The 21,820-nt window shown below is 63.7% G+C and carries 16 protein-coding genes and 3 tRNA genes; 11 read left to right on the forward strand and 8 right to left on the reverse strand.

The genetic code is table 11. The features are described 5' to 3' along the window. Positions 1-21 precede the first annotated feature (21 nt). The 9 genes from ACCQ06_RS10185 to ACCQ06_RS10225 all read left to right on the forward strand — a co-directional run bounded on the left by ACCQ06_RS10185 (position 22) and on the right by ACCQ06_RS10225 (position 13,855). Positions 22-2,547, forward strand: coding sequence for a TonB-dependent receptor (locus tag ACCQ06_RS10185; RefSeq protein WP_316692136.1), 2,526 nt, complete (start codon positions 22-24; stop codon positions 2,545-2,547). Positions 2,548-2,982: 435 nt separating this feature from the next. Next, positions 2,983-4,659 (forward strand): 2-polyprenylphenol 6-hydroxylase, encoded by a 1,677-nt coding sequence (ubiB, locus tag ACCQ06_RS10190; RefSeq protein WP_316692138.1) that lies wholly within the window; start codon positions 2,983-2,985, stop codon positions 4,657-4,659. A 66-nt stretch (positions 4,660-4,725) separates the two neighbouring features. Further along, the gene (gene lexA, locus ACCQ06_RS10195; protein WP_104616156.1) at positions 4,726-5,367 is read left to right on the forward strand and encodes a transcriptional repressor LexA; all 642 of its coding nucleotides are present in this window, start codon (positions 4,726-4,728) and stop codon (positions 5,365-5,367) included. Positions 5,368-5,539: 172 nt separating this feature from the next. Beyond that, positions 5,540-6,574 (forward strand): recombinase RecA, encoded by a 1,035-nt coding sequence (recA, locus tag ACCQ06_RS10200; RefSeq protein WP_104616155.1) that lies wholly within the window; start codon positions 5,540-5,542, stop codon positions 6,572-6,574. 251 nt (positions 6,575-6,825) lie between these two features. Then, positions 6,826-7,314 (forward strand): recombination regulator RecX, encoded by a 489-nt coding sequence (gene recX / locus ACCQ06_RS10205; RefSeq protein ID WP_228324861.1) that lies wholly within the window; start codon positions 6,826-6,828, stop codon positions 7,312-7,314. A 101-nt stretch (positions 7,315-7,415) separates the two neighbouring features. Continuing rightward, a complete protein-coding gene (alaS, locus tag ACCQ06_RS10210) occupies positions 7,416-10,064 on the forward strand; it encodes an alanine--tRNA ligase (RefSeq protein ID WP_316692140.1) in 2,649 nt (882 codons plus the stop codon). Between the two features lie 139 nt (positions 10,065-10,203). Continuing rightward, complete coding sequence (gene csrA, locus ACCQ06_RS10215; protein ID WP_003481884.1) at positions 10,204-10,416, forward strand: carbon storage regulator CsrA; 213 nt, start codon at positions 10,204-10,206, stop codon at positions 10,414-10,416. An 83-nt stretch (positions 10,417-10,499) separates the two neighbouring features. Beyond that, positions 10,500-10,592 (forward strand) — tRNA-Ser (locus tag ACCQ06_RS10220). Between the two features lie 1,319 nt (positions 10,593-11,911). Further along, positions 11,912-13,855, forward strand: a complete 1,944-nt coding sequence (locus ACCQ06_RS10225) for a methyl-accepting chemotaxis protein (RefSeq protein WP_316692564.1) — start codon at positions 11,912-11,914, stop codon at positions 13,853-13,855. Positions 13,856-14,256: 401 nt separating this feature from the next. Here the strand turns inward: ACCQ06_RS10225 and ACCQ06_RS10230 are convergent, their stop codons facing one another. Further along, a complete protein-coding gene (locus ACCQ06_RS10230) occupies positions 14,257-14,958 on the reverse strand; it encodes a pirin family protein (protein ID WP_228324859.1) in 702 nt (233 codons plus the stop codon). 136 nt (positions 14,959-15,094) lie between these two features. Between ACCQ06_RS10230 and ACCQ06_RS10235 the strand changes: the two genes are divergently transcribed. Next, on the forward strand, positions 15,095-16,039 hold the full coding sequence (locus tag ACCQ06_RS10235; RefSeq protein ID WP_228324858.1) for a LysR substrate-binding domain-containing protein: 945 nt from the start codon (positions 15,095-15,097) through the stop codon (positions 16,037-16,039). A 44-nt stretch (positions 16,040-16,083) separates the two neighbouring features. Continuing rightward, complete coding sequence (locus tag ACCQ06_RS10240) at positions 16,084-17,076, forward strand: DedA family protein/thiosulfate sulfurtransferase GlpE (RefSeq protein WP_104616876.1); 993 nt, start codon at positions 16,084-16,086, stop codon at positions 17,074-17,076. 137 nt (positions 17,077-17,213) lie between these two features. Here the strand turns inward: ACCQ06_RS10240 and ACCQ06_RS10245 are convergent. From ACCQ06_RS10245 to ACCQ06_RS10275, 7 genes are all read right to left on the reverse strand, one after another. Beyond that, positions 17,214-17,290: transfer RNA gene (locus tag ACCQ06_RS10245), tRNA-Arg, on the reverse strand. Between the two features lie 93 nt (positions 17,291-17,383). Next, positions 17,384-17,460: transfer RNA gene (locus ACCQ06_RS10250), tRNA-Arg, on the reverse strand. Positions 17,461-17,500: 40 nt separating this feature from the next. Next, complete coding sequence (locus tag ACCQ06_RS10255; RefSeq protein WP_316692243.1) at positions 17,501-18,406, reverse strand: alpha/beta hydrolase family protein; 906 nt, start codon at positions 18,404-18,406, stop codon at positions 17,501-17,503. Then, positions 18,403-19,212: a bifunctional hydroxymethylpyrimidine kinase/phosphomethylpyrimidine kinase gene (gene thiD, locus ACCQ06_RS10260; RefSeq protein ID WP_316692244.1), complete on the reverse strand. Its 810-nt coding sequence runs from the start codon at positions 19,210-19,212 to the stop codon at positions 18,403-18,405. Before thiD ends, ACCQ06_RS10255 begins: the two co-directional genes overlap by 4 nt. A gap of 40 nt (positions 19,213-19,252) precedes the next feature. Continuing rightward, a complete protein-coding gene (locus tag ACCQ06_RS10265) occupies positions 19,253-19,921 on the reverse strand; it encodes a YoaK family protein (RefSeq protein WP_316692246.1) in 669 nt (222 codons plus the stop codon). Positions 19,922-19,927: 6 nt separating this feature from the next. Next, positions 19,928-20,410, reverse strand: coding sequence for a hypothetical protein (locus ACCQ06_RS10270; RefSeq protein ID WP_104616880.1), 483 nt, complete (start codon positions 20,408-20,410; stop codon positions 19,928-19,930). Continuing rightward, complete coding sequence (locus ACCQ06_RS10275; protein WP_316692247.1) at positions 20,410-21,807, reverse strand: PhoH family protein; 1,398 nt, start codon at positions 21,805-21,807, stop codon at positions 20,410-20,412. Before ACCQ06_RS10275 ends, ACCQ06_RS10270 begins: the two co-directional genes overlap by 1 nt. Positions 21,808-21,820: the final 13 nt, after the last annotated feature.

A 21,820-nucleotide genomic window follows, 5' to 3' on the forward strand; every position in this document is an offset into this window, starting at 1 on the left:
GCGTCCGTCGGGGGGACACGCATGAAGATCGAACAGAAACGTTGCACCTTGCTGACGCTGGCACTGTTGGCTGCGCTGCCTGCGCCTTGTCTGTATGCACAGAGCGCAGCGGATGAGACGCCGACGACGCTGTCTGCGCTCAAGGTCACCGCGCAAAAGCGCGAAGAATCGCTGCAGAACGTGCCGGTAGTGGTCTCGGTCTTGCCCGAGCAACTGTTGCAGGACAGCGGCGTGCACGACATCAAGGAACTGCAGGTGCTGGTGCCCGGTTTGATCGTCACCAGCAGCCAGAGCGCCGCGCAGACCACTGCGCGCATCCGCGGCATCGGTACGGTTGGCGATAACGCGGGGCTCGAATCGTCGGTCGGCGTGGTCATCGACGGTGTGGCGCGCGCACGCAATGGCGTGAGCTTCGCCGACCTTGGTGAGCTGGAACGCATCGAAGTGCTGAAAGGGCCGCAAGGCACCGTCTTCGGCAAGAACACCTCGGCCGGCGTGATCAATGTGGTCACGCGCAGACCGAGCTTTACCCGCAGTGCCGATGCCGAACTCACCGCCGGCAACTACGGTGCGCTAGGCGTCGCGAGCGCGTTCAATGATGCGCTCGGCGAAACCAGCGCGTTGCGCGTCTATGCGGCCAGGCGCAGTCGCGATGGGTTCGAACAGGTGGTGACCGGCGCCGGCCCACGCACCGCCACCGATGATGGCGACCAGAACCTGCGGACCGCGCGCGTGCAGCTGTTGTGGGAACCGACCGAGGATCTGGATATCAACCTGGCAGCCGATGCCACCAGCCGCAAGGAAAATTGCTGCGTCACCGTGACCACCGAGCGTGGCCCGACCGCTGCGTTGATCGATGCATTGGCACCGGGTGGGCAGGGCACCAGTCCGCGCGCGGAGCCGGCCCGCCGCCGTGCCTACAGCAATCGCAGCACCGCGCAGGATATCCAGGACCGCGGTGTATCGGCGCAGGTCGATTGGGCGACTCCCTGGCTAAACCATGCGGTGCTGACCTCGATCACTGCGCTGCGCGATTGGAAGTCGGTCAACGGCCTGGATTTCGACTATGGCGCGGCCGACATCCTCTATCGCGAACCGCGCGAGAACGAGATGCTCACCAAATTCCGCACCTTCAGCCAGGAATTGCGCCTGGCCGGATCCACCGACAGCATCGATTGGCTGGTTGGCGCGTTCTACGCCGATGAAACCCTGCATCGCAATGAATCCTATCGGTTCGGCAGTGCGTACGAACCCTATCTGTCCAGCGTGCTACTGGCACGGGTCAATCCGGCGTTGGCTGCGCGTGCCGATGCGACGCGGTTTCTGGCCGATGCCACCGGTCTGCCTGCAGGCAGCCTGTTTCGCGGGCAGGGGAGCCAGGATCGTTTTCGGCAAGATGGCACCAGCGCGGCGTTGTTTACCAACAACACCTGGCACGCCACCGACGCGTTGGATGTGGTTGTGGGCCTGCGTTACACCTACGAACACAAGGCCCTGCGATCCGCGTTCGAAAATCCAGATGGCAGCCCGGCGTGCGCCAGTTATTTCGCACCCAATGGCAGCGTGAGTCCGGTGGCGTTGCGACGCATTGGCGCAGCCTTGACCGCACGTGGCGTGCCCGCGGCTGCAGTGCCGGCCATCGCGCCGCAGGTGATCGGCTTCACCTGCCTGCCGTGGGCCAATAGTGCCCACGCCGGTCGCCTGACCGAACAACGCCTCACCGAGCGCGCGTGGTCCGGTACCGCCAAGCTGGCGTATCGCTGGAATGATGCGTTGATGACCTATGCGTCGGCGGCGCGCGGCTACAAGGCCGGTGGCTTCAACCTGGATCGTGTGCAGTCGTCCGATGGTCTGTCCAGTGGCGTGCAAGGCATCCTGCCGGTCGACGACACCGCATTTCCAGGCGAGTTCGTGGACAGCTATGAGCTCGGCGCCAAGACCACCTGGCTCGGCGGCAACCTGCTCTTGAACGCGACGCTGTTCTACCAGAATTTCAGCGATTTCCAGCTCAATAACTTCCTCGGCACCAGCTTCGTGGTGCGCGCCATTCCTACCGTGGTCTCGCGCGGCATCGACACCGAACTGTTGTGGCAGGGCGCCTTGCCCGGACTGATGCTGCAAGGCGGGCTCAGCTATGCGGACACCACGTATGGCGACGACCCGTTGCCGGATACAGAGTTGGCGTTGTTGCCTGGCAGCCGCCTGAGCTTTGCGCCGCGCTGGTCGGCGAATCTATCGGTCACCTACGAGCATGCCGTGGGCAATCGGTTGACCGGCCGTTTCAATGTCGGCGCCAAATACACTTCTGAGTACAACGCCGGCAGTGATTTGGATCCGCAGAAGGCGCAGCCGGGCTACACCCTGCTCAATGCACGCGTGGGCGTCGGCGCCGACGACAAACGCTGGCTGCTGGAAGCGTGGGCAGAGAATCTGGGGAACGAAACCTATCGGCAGATCGTCATCGATACGCCGCTGCAGGCCGGCTCCTGGAATGCGTTTCTCGGCGCGCCGCGCACCTATGGCGTAACCTTGCGACTGCGGTATTGAGGCCGCTACGCCGCACTGGCTGCTGCACAGTCGAAGCTGCAGAGTGTGCGCAGCACAATCCACGCTAAGCCCACAGCGCACAGAAGCGCGACAGCGGCAGGGAGATCGGCTACAAACTAGAGTCTGTTCGCCAGCCTGTGTGCCGATGTTCGCGTTTCCCACTGCCGTGTTCGATACGTTGCCATCCATCTTCATCCGGCGCAGTCCGCCTGGTGCGTCGCCGGTTATTGCTGCGCAGGTGCGCCGGCTTGCGCGACGTGAGGCGGGAAGTCACGCGGCTGGCTTGCCGGCACGTGATGCTGGTGGGCCTGTCGTGGTGGACCGGTCGGTTCGTAAGGCAGCGCGACCGCATCGAGAGATCGCTCACGTTGGGGCCTGCGCACAGGCGTGTAGCGCGCCAGCCACCCGTTTCGAACCTGCGCAGGCGGTGCACTGATGTGGGAGGCACTTGGCACTGTGCGTGACCTCGGGCGTCTGCAGGAAATCGCCTCGGTCCTGATTCGATACGGCTTTGGCGATGTGGTGCGCCGTATCGGGTTGGCCGACGTGCTCGAACGCGCCGGCAGGTTGCTGCACTGGAACAACGCCGAGGGCCGCTTGCGGATGTCCGCCGCCACGCGTGTGCGTCGTGCGCTGGAGGAGCTCGGGCCAACCTTCGTCAAGCTGGGGCAAGTGCTGGCGACGCGTGTCGACTTGCTGTCGCCGGAATGGATCGAAGAGCTGAGCGAACTGCAAAACGCGGTCCCTGCATTGCCGTTCGAACAGATCCGGCCGCAATTGGTCGCCGCATTGGGCGCAGAGCCGGAAAGCGTGTTCGCGCGATTGGACGAACAGCCGCTGGCCGCTGCGTCGCTGGCGCAAACGCATCGCGCTTGGCTGGCCGACGGCACGCCGGTGGTCTTGAAGATCCGTCGGCCCGGCATCGGCGACACCATCGATGCGGATCTACGTCTGCTTGCACGGCTGGCCGACATCGTCGAAACGCGCGCACCGGATCTGAAGCGCTACCGCCCGGCTGAAGTGGTACAGCAATTCACCGTGTCGCTGCGGCGCGAGCTCGACTTCGCTGCCGAATGCCGCAATGCCGAGCGCATTGCCGCAAATTTCGCGCACGACCCGCAGGTGGTGGTGCCCGCGGTGTATTGGCAGTGGACCTGCGAGTCGCTCAATGTGCAGGAGTTCATCGACGGCATCCCCGGGCGCGACATGGTGTCGGTCGATGCGGCTGGGCTGGATCGCAAGGCGCTTGCGCGCACGGGTGCCGGCATCGTGCTCAAGATGGTGCTGCAGGACGGCTGCTTCCACGCCGACCCGCATCCGGGAAATATTTTCTATTTGCGCGACGGGCGTATCGCCGTCATCGATTTCGGCATGGTCGGGCGCGTCTCCGAACAGCGCCGTTTCCAGGTCGCGCAGCTGCTGCACGGCATGGTGAGCTACGACGCCGACGCCGTGATCGATGTGTTGCTGGAGTGGGCCGGCACCAGCCTGGATATCGACGAGGCGCGGCTGCAACAAGACATCGGCGCGTTCGTCGACGAATACCGCGGCGTGCCGCTGAAAGAGCTACGCATCGGCGCGATGCTCGGTGATGTCACCGCCATCCTGCGCGACCACGGGCTGACCCTGCCGTCGGATCTGGCGCTGATGATCAAGGCCTTTCTCACCCTCGAAGGGATGGGGCGCCAGCTCGATCCGGATTTCGACATGGCCACCGAAGCGCGGCCGTATCTGGAGCGCGTGGTGTTGCAGCGGTACGCGCCCAGCGCCATGTTGCGTCGCAGCCGGCGTACCGTGACCGGCGCGATCGATCTGATCGGCGATCTGCCACGCGATCTCAAGCGCCTGATCCAGGCCGCACGGCGCGGCAAGTTGCAGCTGCACGTGGAAACGCGCGCCTTGCGCGAGTTCGGCGAGCAGGTCGACCGCGCCGCCAATCGGCTCACCATGGGCATCGTGACCGCGGCGCTGGTGATCGGTTCGTCGATCGTCATGAACAGCGTCGGCGGAAGCGCCAGCCGCTGGCTGCTGGCGCTGGGCGTGGGCGGCTTCATCGGTGCCGGGGTATGCGGCATCTGGATCCTGTTTTCGATCTGGCGCAGCCGGCGCTAACGGTCGACTGGGTTCTCGCCCGCTGGGCTATTGCGCATGGCGTCGTTAGTAGTAATACTACTAACCATGGACCTGACCGATACCCAGCAAGCAATCCTGGCCTTGATCGCCGAGCGCATCGACGCCGACGGCGTCCCGCCTTCGCAGACCGAGATCGCCCGCGCCTTCGGCTTCAAGGGCGTACGTGCCGCGCAGTATCACCTGGAGGCACTGGAGCAGGCGGGCGCGATCCGCCGTGTCCCAGGTCAGGCGCGCGGCATCCGGCTGGCCGGGCAGGGCGCGCAGTCGCGGACGCCGCCGGTCGCCGAGCCAGTGCGCGACGACGTGCTGCGTCTGCCGGTGCTAGGCCGCGTGGCAGCGGGCCTGCCGATCGGCGCCGATATCGGGTCCGACGACTTCGTCGTGCTCGACCGGGTGTTCTTCTCGCCGTCGCCCGACTATCTGCTCAAGGTGCAGGGCGATTCGATGCGCGACGAAGGCATCTTCAACGGCGACCTGATCGGTGTCCACCGTACCCGCGACGCGCGCTCGGGGCAGATCGTGGTGGCCCGGATCGATGAAGAAATCACCGTCAAGTTGCTCAAGATCGGCAAGGACCGCATCCGGCTGCTGCCACGCAACCCCGATTACGCCCCGATCGAAGTATTGCCGGATCAGGATTTCGCCATCGAAGGCCTGTATTGCGGGCTGTTGAGGCCCAATCGCTGAGGGCTGCACCGATGCCTGTGCTGGCGTTTTTCCCAGCCGGCATTGCAGGATTCGCCGCTGCCAGCGCAACGTTCGCAACCTTAATCTGAGTGTGTCGCAGCCAGTCTCAGCCTGTGCGATACACCGCCGCTACATTTGCTCCACACCGAAATCACTGACAAGGATCACCCAGATGGACGAGAACAAGAAGCGTGCCCTTTCCGCCGCACTGAGCCAGATCGAAAAGCAATTCGGTAAGGGCTCGGTGATGCGCATGGGCGATCGCGTGATCGAAGCGGTCGAAATCATTCCGACCGGTTCGCTGATGTTGGATATCGCACTGGGGATCGGCGGCCTGCCGAAGGGCCGCGTCGTGGAAATCTACGGTCCGGAATCCTCGGGCAAGACCACCCTGACCCTGCAGGCCATTGCGCAATGTCAGAAGCTGGGTGGCACCGCTGCGTTCATCGACGCCGAGCATGCGCTCGACCCGATCTACGCTGCCAAGCTGGGCGTCAATGTCGATGACCTGTTGCTGTCGCAGCCGGACACCGGTGAGCAGGCGCTGGAAATCGCCGACATGCTGGTGCGTTCGAGCTCGGTCGACATTGTGGTGATCGACTCGGTGGCTGCACTGACGCCGAAGGCGGAAATCGAAGGCGAGATGGGCGACCAGCTGCCAGGTCTGCAGGCGCGTCTGATGAGCCAGGCGCTGCGCAAGCTGACCGGCAACATCAAGCGGTCCAACACCCTGGTGGTCTTCATCAACCAGTTGCGCCACAAGATCGGCGTCATGATGCCGGGTCAGAGCCCGGAAGTGACCACCGGCGGTAACGCGCTCAAGTTCTACGCCTCGGTGCGGCTGGACATCCGTCGTATCGGCGCGATCAAGAAGGGCGACGAGATCATCGGCAACCAGACCAAGATCAAGGTGGTCAAGAACAAGCTGGCGCCTCCGTTCAAGCAGGTCGTGACCGAAATCCTCTACGGCGAAGGCATCAGCCGTGAGGGCGAATTGATCGACATGGGCGTGGAAGCCAAGCTGGTAGAAAAGGCAGGTGCCTGGTACAGCTATGGCGACGAGCGCATCGGCCAGGGTAAGGACAATGCACGTGGTTACCTGCGCGACAATCCGCAGGTGGCAGCCAAGCTCGAAGCCGAGCTGCGCGAGAAGTTCCAGCCCGCCGAAGCTCCGCGCGAGGCGGGCGACGACGCCGAGAAGGAATAAGCGCTGCCGGCAGCAAGCCATTGCTGTCGAGCCTCTCAGAACTACGCACTACCTCCGTCATGTGCTCGCAGTGCATGACGGGCTCAAGCGCTTGGCGACATCTCGCTGCAGATGGAACGGCAAGCCAGCACGTTTTTCTATCGCGGGGACGGCGGAGTCAGTGCCGTTGCTTCTCGCGATAGATCTATCGAAGGCCAGGAGGGCAGGCGCCATGGAGGGCGCATTGATTCAGCGATCGGGGACACGTCACGATGGACGAGCAAGAGCCCGCACCAAAGCGGGGGCGCCGGTTCAAGGAGCAGACGCCGGTCCAGCGCGCACTCGGTCTGCTGGTGCGACGCGAGCATTCGCGCAAGGAATTGAACCGCAAGCTGTTGGCGCGCGGTATCGAACCAGATGCCGCACAGGCGGCGGTGGAGCGGCTGGCGGACGAGGGCTGGCAGGACGACACCCGGTTTGCTGCCGCGGTGGTGCGCAATCGTGCGGGCTCGGGCTATGGCCCCCTGCATATTCGTGCCGAACTCGGAACCCATGGCCTGGATAGCGAGGCCATCAGTGCTGCCATGGCGACGTTTGAAGGCGATTGGACCGAGAACGCACGCGATCTGATCCGGCGCCGGTTCGGCGAGCAGGGTCCGTTAGATCTGCCGCAGCGACGCAAGGCCGCCGATCTGCTGGCCCGGCGCGGTTTCGATGGCAACAGTATTCGTAGCGCCACGCGCTTCGACCTTGAGGACTGAGGGCGTCAGGCCTGCTACCCTTCGTGGTTTCAGGTTGTTCCGCTCATCTGCGCCCACATGTCATTGGGTGACCGGGACTGCCGCCCGCCCAATGCCAGCCCATGAACGCACCTGCCAAATTCAGCACTTCCCAGATTCGTAGTGACTTCCTCGCGTTTTTCGAGGGGAAGGGCCACACCATCGTGCCGTCCGCGCCGCTGGTGCCGGGCAACGATCCGACCTTGTTGTTCACCAACTCCGGCATGGTCCAGTTCAAGGACGTGTTCCTGGGCGCGGAAAAGCGCAGCTACGTGCGCGCCGCGGACGTGCAGCGCTGCCTGCGTGCCGGCGGCAAGCACAACGATCTGGACTCGGTAGGCTACACCGCGCGCCACCACACCTTCTTCGAGATGCTGGGCAACTGGTCGTTCGGCGACTACTTCAAGAAGGACGCCATCGCCTGGGCCTGGGAACTGTTGACCCAGGTCTGGAAGCTCCCGGCCGACCGCCTGCTGGTGACCGTCTACCACACAGACGAAGAAGCCTTCGCCCTGTGGCGAGACATGATCGGCATTCCCGAAAGCCGGATCGTGCGGATCGGCGACAACAAGGGCGCGCCGTACGCCTCGGATAATTTCTGGCAGATGGCCGATACCGGCCCATGCGGCCCGTGTACTGAGATCTTCTTCGATCATGGCGATCACATCGCTGGCGGTCCGCCCGGTTCGCCGGACGAAGATGGCGATCGCTTCATCGAGATCTGGAATCTGGTTTTCATGCAGTTCGACCGGCAGCCCGACGGCACCCTGGTGCCGCTGCCGGCGCCGTGTGTGGATACCGGCATGGGGTTGGAGCGTCTTGCGGCGATCCTGCAGCACGTTCATACCAATTACGAGATCGATTTGTTCCAGGCCTTGATCGGCAAGGCCAGTGCGTTGACCGGCATCGCCGACCTGGAAAACAAGTCGCTGCGGGTCATCGCCGACCACATCCGCGCCTGCTCGTTCCTGATCGTCGATGGCGTGCTGCCTTCCAATGAGGGGCGCGGTTATGTGCTGCGTCGGATCATTCGGCGTGCGCTGCGGCATGGCTGGATGCTGGGCGTGCGCCAGCCGTTCTTCAGCAAGATGGTGCCCACCCTGGTCGAGCTGATGGGCGAGGCCTATCCGGAACTGGTGGTTGCGCGCGACACCGTGGCGCGCGCCCTGTTGGCCGAGGAAGAGCGTTTTGCCGAGACGCTGGATGCCGGCATGAAAATCTTCGACGACGTCGCGTCGCGCTCGCAGGACGTGATTCCCGGCGCGGATGCCTTCCGTCTCTACGACACCTATGGGTTTCCGGTCGATCTGACCGCCGACATCGCACGCGAGCGCGGCATGCGCGTGGACATGGAGGGCTTCGAGTTCGCCATGGAGCGCCAACGCGAGACCGCGCGTGCGGCAGGCAAGTTCGGTGGCGGCGTCGCACTGCCCGCCGACTTGGTTGCGACCATGTCGCCGACGGTGTTTCTGGGCTACGAGGCGTATGACGCCGACGCGCTCAAGGTGGTCGCGCTGCTCAAGCAGGGCCGCCCGGTCGAGCGTGCCGAAGCCGGCGATGAGGTCATCGTGTTCACCGATCGCACGCCGTTCTACGCCGAATCCGGCGGCCAGGTCGGTGATAGCGGACAGCTGAGCACGACCGACGTGTCCATCGACGTCGCAGACACGCAGAAGTTCGCCGGCCAGTTCCATGGGCATGTCGGACGCATCACCGAAGGCACGCTGGAGCTGGGCGATGTGCTGGCAGGCGGCATCGACGTGCAGCGCCGCGGCAAGACCATCCTCAACCACTCGGCCACGCACTTGCTGCATGCCGCATTGCGCGAAGTGCTGGGCACACATGTGCAGCAGAAGGGCTCATTGGTGGCGCCTGATCGCTTGCGTTTCGACTTCTCGCATTTCCAGCCCATCACCGCGGAAGAACTTGCGGTGGTCGAGCGTAAGGTCAATGCCGAGGTGCGCACCAATCACAGTGTCGAAGTGCACAACATGGCCATGCAGGAAGCGCTGGATTTTGGCGCGATGGCTCTGTTCGGCGAGAAATATGGCGAGCACGTGCGCGTGCTGAAGATGGGTGGTTATTCCACCGAGCTGTGTGGCGGTACCCATGTCAGCCGCACCGGCGACATCGGTCTGTTCAAGATTACCTCCGAAGGCGGCGTGTCGTCGGGTGTACGCCGTATCGAGGCGGTGACCGGGCAGGGTGCGCTGGATTACGTTGCCGATGAAGAACGTCGCTTGTTCGAGGCGGCAAGCCTGCTTGGCGGCAACACCACCGAGGTGGTCGACAAGGTACGTGCACTGACCGAGCGTCAGAAGCGTCTTGAGCGCGAGCTGGAATCGCTGAAGGCCAAGTTGGCCTCCGGGGCGACGGCAGATCTTGGCGCCAGTGCTGTCGACGTGGCGGGGATCAAGGTGGTTGCCGTACGTCTGGAAGGATTCGATGCAAAGGCGCTACGCGAGGCGATGGACCGCTTGAAGCAGCAGCTCGGCGATTCGGTGATCGTGCTGGCCGGTGCATCGGCGGGCAAGGTTGCGCTTGTCGCCGGCGTGAATGGCAGCCCAACTGGCAAGGTGAAGGCGGGGGAACTCCTCGGCCATATCGCCAGTCAGATCGGAGGCAAGGGCGGTGGCCGTCCAGATCTCGCCCAGGGTGGTGGCGAGGACGGGCCCGCCCTTGCGACCGCACTCGACGGTGTGCCCTCCTGGGTCAAGCAACACTTGGGCTGAACACTCGTCCTGCTATGCCTTGCTGGCTAGCAGGATGTCCCGCTACCATTTCTGGTCTATTCCCTTTACCTAGGGCGCGTCTCACTCACGAGACCGTCGATGCTGGTGGGAAACCCACCGGTTCCAGGAGATTTGCAAAATGTTGATCCTCACTCGCCGGGTAGGCGAAACCTTGATGATCGGCGACTCGGTCACTGTTACCGTGCTCGGCGTCAAGGGTAATCAGGTGCGTATTGGCATTACCGCACCCAAAGATGTGGCTGTGCATCGCGAAGAGATTTATCAGCGCATCCAACGTGGGGACGAGCCGGTTGCCTCTGGCGCGCATCACGGCGACGATTCTTCGAATTGATCGTGATAAAGGGTTTACGTTAGCCCCTGTTACCCGGTATTCTTCGCGGCCTGCCACGGACATCGCGGCAGGACGCAAAAACTGGAGCGATGCCCGAGCGGCTGAAGGGGCTCCCCTGCTAAGGGAGTATAGGGTCAAAAGCTCTATCGAGGGTTCGAATCCCTCTCGCTCCGCCAGTGTTCTAAACGCCCGCAAATCAATGATTTGCGGGCGTTTTTATTTGATCTGGTGGGCGCGCGCAGCGCCAGTCGATAGCCGGCAGTCAAACCACCGCCACTGCGAATGCCTCGATTGCGACGGCCTGCGGATGTCATGCGTTGCTCGAGCTTTGGGACTGCTCAGCACTCATGCCTTCCCGCGACGCTATTTCTTGATCGCCGTGACCGTCGCGGCCTCCGCTATCGAGGTTGTTGGATCGCTTGTCGCCGGTGACATGGCGTGCCGTACGTTTTTCATCAACGATGTGAGCCTACGACGCTCGGGGCAGGCGAATCTGTGGGTTGAAAATGCGCAAACGAGCTTCTGAGTTGAAGACGCACAAAGATGCAATCGATAGCTTGGTCGCGGGAAGCTCCGACATCTTGCGAAACGCGAGCGGCGCAAATGGCAGCGCTCGCTTCTGCTCAACGGTATCGCCTGCGATAACGGATGGCCGCCGCAAGGTGCCGTTCGCGAGTGTCGTTGCTGGCTGGTGATTTGAGTGATGGCAGGACATGCCGCAGGACGATCAGTTTGTTGCTGGTACTGCCGCCCCGCAGTGCGGCGCAACCTACAGATCGCAACCGACATGTAGTTGCTGGGTCTGACCGGTCCCGTCTCTCGCCGATGTCGGCACCGAGGGGCGCTGTCGAGGCAACCTGTCCGTGGGCGGCTACCACTTCGCTCGGTCCGCATGCTTTGCTTGTCGCCTCGGTGTGCGTCTTTATCTTTTCTGATGTTGGAAAACAGGCCGTTGGAGAATGTGCTTGGCAGGCTGCGAACTCTCTTCGCTTGCAGCTATCGCTTGCAGCCAACAAGCGAACAATAAGTTGCATGGTCAAACTTCTGCGTTCAACCAGGCAGTCAACCTGCGTTAACTGCAGGCAGAAGGCCGAAGACACTAGGTCGTAGGCATTGGATCTAAGGCTTCAGAGGTCTCTGCGTGTTGTCTTGCTCGCGTGTTTATATGGCGCCCCCTGCTGCAAGGTGGGGCATCACCCATTGCACGCAATTGCAGGCGCGCTGATTACGCGTGCCTTGACGACCAATTGACTAAATCAGCGCCTGTCTTCCGCGCCGGGGAAGAAGGCTTGGTCTTCCTCGTGCACCCGAAAAGAGGGCCTCGACTTCGAGCATGAGTTGAGCATGACGAGGTCGATCAGGGAGAAGCCGTCCGATGCCTGAATCGCTCGGTTCTGTGGCATGCGACGGGGGTCAAGTAAGCCGTACGTGTGTCGCTAACGACGTGACCAATATTTCGGATTTTCACGTGATGCGCCTACCGTTGCTTGGACGCTTGTTTTCTTCCTGGAGCCGTGGGCTGCAGCACAAGGTCAATGCGGTAGATCGGGTGATGGCGGTGATCGAATTCGATCTGGATGGCCGTATTCTGGACGCCAATCCCAACTTCCTGTCGCTGATGGGGTACCGGCGTGACGAGGTGGTCGGCCAGCATCACCGCATGTTCGTGACGACGAGTGATCGCGACAGCGAGAGCTACCGCCAGTTCTGGGATGCGCTGCGGCGTGGCGACTTCAATGCGGGGCGTTTTTGCCGGCTGGACAAGCAGGGTCGCGAAGTCTGGATCAACGCCTCGTATAACCCGTTGCTGGATCGTGCGGGCAAGGCCTACCGCGTGGTGAAGTACGCCACCGACATCACCGAGCAGGTCCGTCAGACCGCCGATTTCGAAGGGCGCATCGATGCGATCGACAAGGTGATGGCGGTGATCGAATTTTCGCTGGATGGCACGGTGCTCGATGCCAACCAGAATTTCTTGCAGGTCATGGGCTATCGGCTTGATGAGATTCGCGGCAAGCACCACGGCATGTTCGTGGAGGCGCAGACGCGTCAGTCGGCGTCCTATCGCGCGTTCTGGCAATCGCTTGGGCGCGGTGCATTCGATGCCGGTCGCTACAAGCGCATTGGTAAGGATGGCAGGGAAGTGTGGATCCAGGCGTCCTACAACCCGGTCCTCGACGAACTCGGTCGCCCTTACAAGGTGGTCAAGTACGCCACCGACGTCACCCGTCAGGTCATCGATTCGGCCGATGCGGATGGGCGCATACACGCCATCGACAAGGTGATGGGCGTGATCGAGTTCGATCTGCACGGTCGTGTGTTGAGTGCCAACGAGAATTTCCTGGCGATTGTTGGTTACTCGGCGCAAGAGGCGGTTGGTCAGCATCACGGGGTGTTCGTGGATGCGGCCTACCGCGCCTCCGACGAGTACCGGCATTTCTGGGCAAAGCTGGCGCGTGGTCAGTTCGACGCGGGGCGCTATCGCCGGCTGAGCAAGGATGGCAGCGCGGTGTGGATCCAGGCGTCCTACAATCCGATCCTGGACGTCTCCGGGCGCCCGTACAAGGTGGTCAAGTACGCCACCGACGTGACCGATCAGGTGCGCTCTGCCGAGCGCATGCGCGAGCTGATGCGGCAGACCATGAGCATCGCGCAGAACGTGCAGCGCGAGTCGCATCATATTTCTGCCAGCAATCAGGAGCTGGTGAGCCGGGTGTCCACACAGTCCGAGGCAGTGGCGCAGACCTCGAGCACGATCGATCAACTGGCCGCCACCGTGCGCACCAATTCCGAAAATGCCGGCTCGGCACGCCGCATGGCCGACGACTCGGCCGCAGTGGCACGGCGCGGTGCAGACGTCATCTCCAACGTGGTCAAGACCACCGCCGGGATTCGATCGGCAACCGACCGCATCGGTCAGATCATCGAAGTGATCGACGGCATCGCGTTTCAGACCAATATTCTGGCGCTCAACGCGGCGGTGGAGGCAGCGCGCGCCGGCGAGCAGGGACGCGGGTTTGCGGTGGTCGCCACCGAGGTACGCAGCCTGGCGCAGCGTTGCGGCGTGTCGGCCAGGGAGATCCGTTCCCTGATCGACAATGCCGCCGGGCAGGTTGGCGACGGCTCGCGCCTTGCCGAACAGGCCGGTGTGGTCATGCAGGACGTGGTGACGTCGGTGCTGCGTGTCACCGCGACCGTAGAGCAGATCGCCGCTGCCAGTCACGAGCAGGCGCAGGACCTTTCGACGGCGAACACGGCGTTGCAGTCCATTGGGATGCAGGCGCGCGATCAGGCGCAGATGGTCGATGACCTGGCGCGGTCGGCACGGGTGCTGGAAGCCGATGCGGACACACTATTTGCGCTGGTCAACGGCGATGCCGACGGAGCTGCGCAGCTCGATACGCCGTTTAACCGGCAGGTCAAATCGCAGGCCGCGTGACCGCAGCCGGCGCCGATTCCATGGCCGGATTTGATTGGCCGCGAAGCGGTTGCCTTCGTCGCTGAAGCAATGCGCGATGTCGTGTGGCGACGCGTATGCCATCCGCGCCGCTTAACCCGCATGTCAGCGCAGGCAGCATAACCGCAGCTGCGCCGCTTTCACGGCCAGATTGGATCGGCGGTGAAGCGGTTGCCTTCGTCGCCGAAGCAATGTGCCGTGCGGTATAGAACTCTTGCGATACGCGCGGTCGCAGAAGCGCAGGCAAGCGTGGAAGCCGCACGCGCAGCGTCGCAACGAGGCCTCGCACACAACACAAAGCCCGCAAATGCGGGCCTTGTGTATTGCGATCAGCGCCCCTGCAGCACATGCACATCGCATGCGCTGCAAGGTTCGCAACCGGCTTACTTCGGCAGATCGAACACCAGCACTTCGGCGTCGCGTGCATCGGCCAGCACGATCTCCGGCTCGCCGATGACCTGCACCGCATCGCCGGCCGACAACGCCTGCCCATTGACGCTCACGCTGCCGCGGGCTACTTGCACGTAGCCGATGCGGCCTTCTGCCAGCGGCTGCTGCAGGCGCACGTCGCCATCGAGGATCGACGCATACAGCCGTGCGTCCTGGTGCAGGCGCAGCGAGCCGTCGTCACCGGCCGGCGAGGCGATCAGGCGCAACTGGTTACGCTTGCTGTCGGCATCGAAATGCTTTTCTTCGTAGCTGGGCTCGATACCGTTGCGCTCGGGCATGACCCAGATCTGCAGGAAGTGCACCGGCTCGCTGGACGAATGATTGAACTCGCTATGGGTCACGCCGCTGCCGGCGCTCATGCGCTGCACATCACCGTAATGCAGCACCGAACCAGTGCCCATGCTGTCCTTGTGCTCCAGCGCGCCGCCCAGGACGTAGGAAATGATCTCCATGTCGCGGTGGGCGTGGGTGCCGAAGCCTTCGCCCGGGGTCACCTTGTCTTCGTTGATCACCCGCAGCGGGCCGATGCCCATGTGGCGCGGGTCGTGGTAGCTGGCGAAGGAGAAGGTATGGCGCGAGGACAGCCAGCCATGCTCGGCGCGGCCACGGGTTTCGCTCTTGCGGACATTCAACATGTTGCTTCTCCTTGAAAGATTCGAATTGGCGCTGGGGGTGGGATTGGTGTCCCAGCGGCTTGATGCGTAGTCTCCACCTCTGCCGGCGAGAGAAAAAGCGAGTAGATTTGGCTGCTACCATCGAAAAATTCGAACAATGAAAATCAGCCTGGAAGCGTTGCAGATCCTGGATGCGATCGACCGCCGCGGCTCGTTCGCCGCGGCAGCCAAGGTGTTGTTCAAGGTGCCATCCACCATCTCCTACACGGTTTCCAAGCTGGAAGACGATCTGGGGGTGCAGCTGTTCGAGCGGATGGGGCCGAAAGCAACGCCGACCCAGGCCGGGCGCGAGCTGCTGCGCGAAGGACGCAACCTGCTGCGGGCCGCGCAGGAGCTGGAGGTGCGCGTGCGGCGGGTGGCCTCGGGCTGGGAGTCGGACTTTGCGATCGGCTTGGATGCGATGTTGCCGGCTGCGCTGCTGCAGGCGCAGATCCTGGACTTCTACGCCGTGGCCGACAGCACGCGGCTACGCGTACTCAGCGAGTCGCTGTCCGGCAGCTGGGAGGCGTTGCTGGACCGGCGCGTGGATCTGATCGTGGCGGCGGGCGAGGGGCCCAGCGGCGGCGGTTATGTCGCCGAACAGATCGGCAGCGTGCGCTTTGTGTTCGCGGTGGCGGCGACGCATCCGCTGGCGGGCGCGCAGCTGCTCGGCGCGACCGAGCTGGCCGACCATCGCGCGATTGCCGTGGCCGATTCGGCACGGCGTCTGCTGCCGCGTACTGTCGGTTTGTTGTCCGGCCGCGACGTGCTGACCGTGCCGGACATGCAGACCAAGTTGCTGCTGCAATTGGCGGGGGCAGGCTACGGGTTTCTGCCTGAGCCGTATGCGCAGGGCGCGCTGCGGGAGGGCCATTTGCGCAAGGTGCCGGTGGAAACGCACAAGGCCGACGAAACTTTCTACCTGGCGTGGCGTCCGGGCGAAGAGGGCGAAGCGCTCGGCTGGTGGCGGCGCGCCTTGCGTGCCGATGGTCTGTTCGAACGATGGTTGCAAGCGCTTGCCGAAACGTATCGTTTCGCTGCCGCCGGGCAGTCGCAAGCGTGATCAAGAGCGGATAATGGCCGTTCGCCGTCGCGCAGGGTCCTCGCATGCAAGGCTTGATCGAACAGTACGGATTGGCGCTGGTGTTTGCCAACGTGCTGGCATTGTCGCTCGGGCTGCCGGTGCCGGCGCTGCCGACGCTGGTGCTGGTCGGCGCCGGTTACGCGCTGCGCGGTGGTAGCGAGGCGTGGCTGGCGGGTCTTGCCGCGTGGGGCGTGTCGGTGCTGGCGAGTCTGCTTGGCGACCTGGTGTGGTATCTGGCAGGCCGCCGCTTCGGCAATCGTACCTTGCAGTCGCTGTGCCGGTTGTCGCTGTCGCGCGATACCTGCATGAAGCAGACCGAGCGATTCTTCTCGCGGTGGGGCGTGCGCGTGCTGGCAGTGGCCAAGTTCGTACCGGGCCTGTCGATGGTGTCGGTTCCGATGGCTGGTGCGATGCGGGTGCGGCCGGGCGCGTTCCTGCGTTACGACGCGTTCGGCGCTTCGCTGTGGGCGCTGGTTGGGCTGGGGCTTGGGGCGGCGTTCGCCCATCAGGTGCAGGACGTGCTGGCGTTCTTGTCCGAGCTCGGTTCCGGTGCGGTGCTGGTGTTGGCCGCGCTGCTGGCCTGCTACGTCGGCTGGCGCTGGTGGCGGCGTCACACGCTGCTGCGCTCGCTGGAACAGGCGCGCATTGCAGTGGACGAGCTGGTGCCGCTGCTGGAGGGCGACGAGAGTCTGCGGCCGACGGTGCTGGATATCCGTGCTCCGGGATATCGCGACCTGCAGCCGTACACGATTCCTGGCGCGGTCTTTGCCGACGAGCGCCAGCTTGCGCAGATTCTGGCCAGCGTGCCGCGCGATCGCAGCGTGGTGATTTATTGCGCGTGCCCGGATGAAGTGTCTGCAGCATGGCTGGCAGGCAGGATGCGCGAGCGTGGATATCGTGATGTGCGTCCGTTGCTTGGCGGGCTAGATGCATGGCGCGATGCCGGGCATCCGGTGACCTCGTTGGTGCCGGTGGTGGTGGTCGGCGAGTCGGATGCTCTGGGGGCTACAGCGTGAGCGTTCTGCCTCTGGGTCGGTAACAGACACCGCAGCGCAGCCGCTCGGCGCGATCGATGCGCTGCACTCGCAGGCGATGCAGGACAAAAACGACAGGCAAAAAAAAAGACCAGCAAGCTGGTCGTTTTCTTCAAGATTGGTGCGCCCGGAGAGATTCGAACTCCCGACCGCCTGGTTCGTAGCCAGGTACTCTATCCAACTGAGCTACGGGCGCATATCTTGTTTGACTTGCAATCCGATGCAATGCAACCGGACTTTTTAACCGAAAAAACAGCGGTTGAATGCTGTCTTTTTTTGTTCCTGAAGATGGTGCGCCCGGAGAGATTCGAACTCCCGACCGCCTGGTTCGTAGCCAGGTACTCTATCCAACTGAGCTACGGGCGCCTCGTCAGGAGCGGAATTATGCGGATGCCCGACGTACTCGTCAATCCCTTTGTGAAATTCGATCGTCGCCAACTGCATCGGCACGCATGCGTTGCAGCGCAGCCGCAACGGCGCCAGGTGCCTTCATCCATGCAAAGTGATCGCTGCGCACGCCCAGTTGCGCATCGTCCAACTGCTGCACCTTTGCATGCGCCTGCGGCATCTTGTGCAGCAGTGCATGCAGCGCCGCGGCGGGGCCGAAGTGATCGTGGGCGAAAGTCAGCGCCTTGATCGGTACCGTCAACGCGCCCAGTGCGCGCTCCAGATCCCAGCCACTGCCTGCAGCGCGATAGCGATTGCTGCGTCCGACCTGCGCCCAGTCGCCGATCAGGCTGCGTGCCTCGGTGCCGCCAAAGCCGAGCGATCGCCCGTGCAGCACGCCTTGCACGCGCGCAAGCCAGGGCAGGGCGCGATACACCAGCGGCAGCGCGTAGCGCATGGGAGGCGGAAAGTTGCGCCAATACGGCGAGCCGCTGGCAACCAGCCATAGCTGGGTCAGAGGCCAGTCGACTTGCGACGGCGATCGCGACGCCTGCAACGCGGCATGACAGCAGGCCAGCTGCCCACCCAGGCTGTGCCCGCCGACGATGCGCGGGTGCTGCGGGTCATGACGCTCCATCAGTGCCTGGCTGGCCGGGATGTCATCGCCAAGCAGGATGCGATAGCCCCAATCGTATCGACGCGATGGGCGCAGCGTGCTGCTGCCATTGCCGCGCCATTCGTGCAGATACACCGCGATTCCGGCCGCGGCCAACGCATGGGCGAACGCTTGGTAATGCCTTGCTGCCACGCCCAACGCCGGCAGCCACAGCAAGGTGGCGATCGGTTGCGCCGGTGCGATGCGCATCACTTCCCAGCGATGTCCATCCGCCGCGCTGGCAGCCAATGCGGCGCTGTGCACGCTCATCCCGTTGGGGCAGCGCCGAAGTGGTCGAGCACCAGTACCTCGCTGTGCCCAGGGCGCTGCCCCAGGCGAATGGCACGCGCCACATAGTCAATTGCGGCTTCGCAAGCATTGAGCAGCGACAGGCCCTGACACAGTTGCGCGGCAATCGCTGCCGACAGACTGCAGCCGGTGCCGTGCGCATCGACATCGACGCGCGGATGCATGAACACGTCCTGGGTGACGCCGTCATCGAAGCGATCGATCACGCGCGCGCCTTCATGCAGATGGCCGCCCTTGAGCAGCACGGCGTTCGCACCCAGCTCCAGCAGCGCGGCGGTCGCATGTTCTGCGGCGTCGGCCGTGTCGATGCGGCGGCCGGTCAGCAGCTCGGCTTCCGGCGTATTGGGCGTGATCAAGGTTGCCAGTGGCAGCAGGCGGGTACGCAGCGCATCCAGCGCAGCGTCCTCGAGCAGGCGTGCGCCACTGGTGGCCACCATGACCGGGTCCAGCACGATGAAGGGCGGGCGATGGGTTTCGAGCAGGTCCGCCACGCAATGGATGACCTCGGCATTGGCCAACATGCCGAGTTTGACGGCCTGGATCTGGAAATCGGCGAAGCAGGCATCCACTTGTGCGCGCAAAAATGCGATGGGCGGGATGTGCACCGCGGTGACGCCACGCGTGTGCTGTGCGGTCAATGCGGCAATCGCCGACAAGCCATGCACGCGATGCGCGGCGAAGGTTTTGAGATCTGCCTGGATGCCGGCACCACCGCCGGAGTCGGAGCCGGCGATGGTCAATGCGGACAGGGTGCTGGGCGTGGTCATACGCCGATTCTGCACTGCTACCTGGAGGATGTGCGGATCATCAGGTGCGCCAGCGACGCCATTGCAGGTAGGCGACGTAGCCGACACCGGTCAATCCGGTGAGGCTGGCTGGCAGGTAGAGCGCGTCGTACTGCCAGCGCTGGAACAACAACGTGCCCAGGACGCTGCCGCCAAGAAAGCCACTGATGATCAGCCCGCTCAACGTGAGTCGACGCACTTGCAGCGGGCGCCCGCGCAGCAGGTGCCCCAGGCCGATGCCCAGGTCGGTGAACATGCCGCTCAAATGCGTGGTGCGGACCGCTGCGCCACTGAGGGTGGTCGCCATCGCATTCTGCAGGCCGCAGGCGCCAGCGGCGAACAGCACGCCGCCGACATGATGCAGCTTGAACAGCGGAATCGCAGCCAGCAACAGCAGCGCCTCGATCAGCAGCGCCGCGCCGTAGCGTTGTCCAAGCCGCAAGACATCGTCCTGGATGATCAGTCCGCTGAGCATGGCGCCTGCGCAGAAGGCGATGAGGATGCCCCAGAGAAAGCCGATTTCCGGCGCAGTGTTTTGCACCAGGGCAACGCCGAGCAGGCTGGTCGTGCCGGTGAGGTGGCTGACCACCTGGTGCTCCGAGCCCAGGTAGCCGACCACGTTGACCATGCCGGCCACGCTCGACAATGCCACCGCGCCAATCCAGACCCAGCGCGGCAGCAGGATTCCCATCTCGCGTCAGGGCGTGCCGTTGACCGCGATCTGCGAAAACCCGCCGGTCTGCGGGTCGTACAGCGCACCCCAGAAGGCGCTACCGCCGTCGCAAACCTTGATCGCTTCCCGCGCCGGTTTCACCGGCGGGTCGTTGGGCAGCTTGAAGGCGTTGATGTAGATCAGCTGCTGGCCCTCGATCACCACGCCCACATATTGCCGGTCGAACTCGCGCGGCTCGGCGATGGTCGGGGTCAACGCATCCTGCCGGGATTCGAGCTGCTCGATCTGTTGATGGCTCGGTTCCCAATAGCCGGTGATCTGGCCCGGATGACGCGCCGGACTGTCGCGCGAGCAGGTGTCCAGCACCTGCTCGGCGACGCTCTGGCGGGTGATGATCCACGACTGCCCGCTCTTGAGGTTGGTCGGCACTGTCGATGGTGCCTGCGTGGTCGCACAGCCTGCCAGCGCGAGCACTGCAAGGGCAGTGGCGCTGCGAAGCGTTCGCATCACAACACCTCCGAGGCGAAGTCCGCCAGACGCGAACGTTCGCCACGGCGCAGCGTGATATGCGCGCTGTGCGGCCAGGCCTTGAAGCGATCCACCGCGTAGGTCAGGCCGGAGGTGGTCTCGGTCAGGTAGGGTGTATCGATCTGCTCGACGTTGCCCAGACAGACGATCTTGGTGCCGGGGCCGGCGCGGGTGATCAGCGTCTTCATCTGCTTCGGGGTGAGGTTCTGCGCTTCGTCCAGAATCAGATACCGCGACAGGAAGGTGCGGCCGCGCATGAAGTTCATCGAGCGGATCTTGATGCGGCTGGCGAGCAGGTCGTTGGTGGCCGCACGGCCCCACGAGCCGCCGTCCTGATTGTGGGTGAGCACTTCCAGGTTGTCGGTGAGCGCGCCCATCCACGGTGTCATCTTTTCTTCTTCGGTGCCGGGCAAAAAGCCGATGTCTTCGCCCACGCTGACGGTGGCGCGGGTCATGATGATCTCGCGGTAGCGCTGCTGGTCCATCGTCTGCGCCAGGCCCGCGGCCAGCGCGAGCAGGGTCTTGCCGGTGCCGGCGGTGCCGAGCAGGGTGACGAAATCGATCTCCGGGTCCATCAGCGCGTTGAGCGCAAAGTTCTGCTCGCGGTTGCGCGCGGCGATGCCCCAGACCGCGTGCTGGGTGTGGCGGAAATCATCCACCAGGCACAGCGTGGCCTTGCCGCCGCCGACCTTGGCCACGCGCAGTTCCACGTCGTCTTCGCCCGGCAGATACAGGTACTGGTTCGGGTACCAGTCTTCGTCCTCGGCCAGCACGATCTCGTAATGGGTGCGCCCGCGCTCGTTCCAGCTGCGTAGATCCTCGTTGTGCTTCTGCCAGAAGTCTTCCGGCAGCTCGATGGCGCCGGTGAACAGCAGGCTGAAATCGTCCAGCGCGCGGTCGTTCTGGTAGTCCTCGGCCACCAGGCCGCTGATGTAGGCCTTGATGCGCAGGTTGATGTCCTTGGACACCAGAATGACCGGCACATCGGGGTTTTCTTCGCGCAGCGCCAGCACCGAGGCCAGGATCTTGTTGTCCGGCAACATCGCGCCGAAGGTGCGGCCCGGGTCGATCGGGTGAATCTGGAAATACAGCCGGCCGATCGCGGCCTGGCCCTTGAGCTGGATGCCTTGCGGGTGACTGAGCAGGATGCCGGCCTGAATCTGCTCGGCGTCGGTGTTTTCCAGCAGCTCGTCCAGGAAGCGGCTGACTTGGCGCGCGTTGCGGCTGACTTCGGAGGTGCCCTTCTTGGCGTTGTCGAGTTCTTCGATCACCTGCATCGGAAGGAACACATCGTGTTCTTCGAACTTGAACAGCGAGGTGGGATCGTGCATCAGCACGTTGGTGTCCAGCACGTAGATGCGCTTGCCTCGGGTCATTGGGTCTTCCAAG

Origin of the sequence: Xanthomonas sp. NCPPB 4467, from assembly GCF_041475665.2 — a bacterium.
Classification (GTDB): Bacteria; Pseudomonadota; Gammaproteobacteria; order Xanthomonadales; family Xanthomonadaceae; genus Xanthomonas; species Xanthomonas dyei.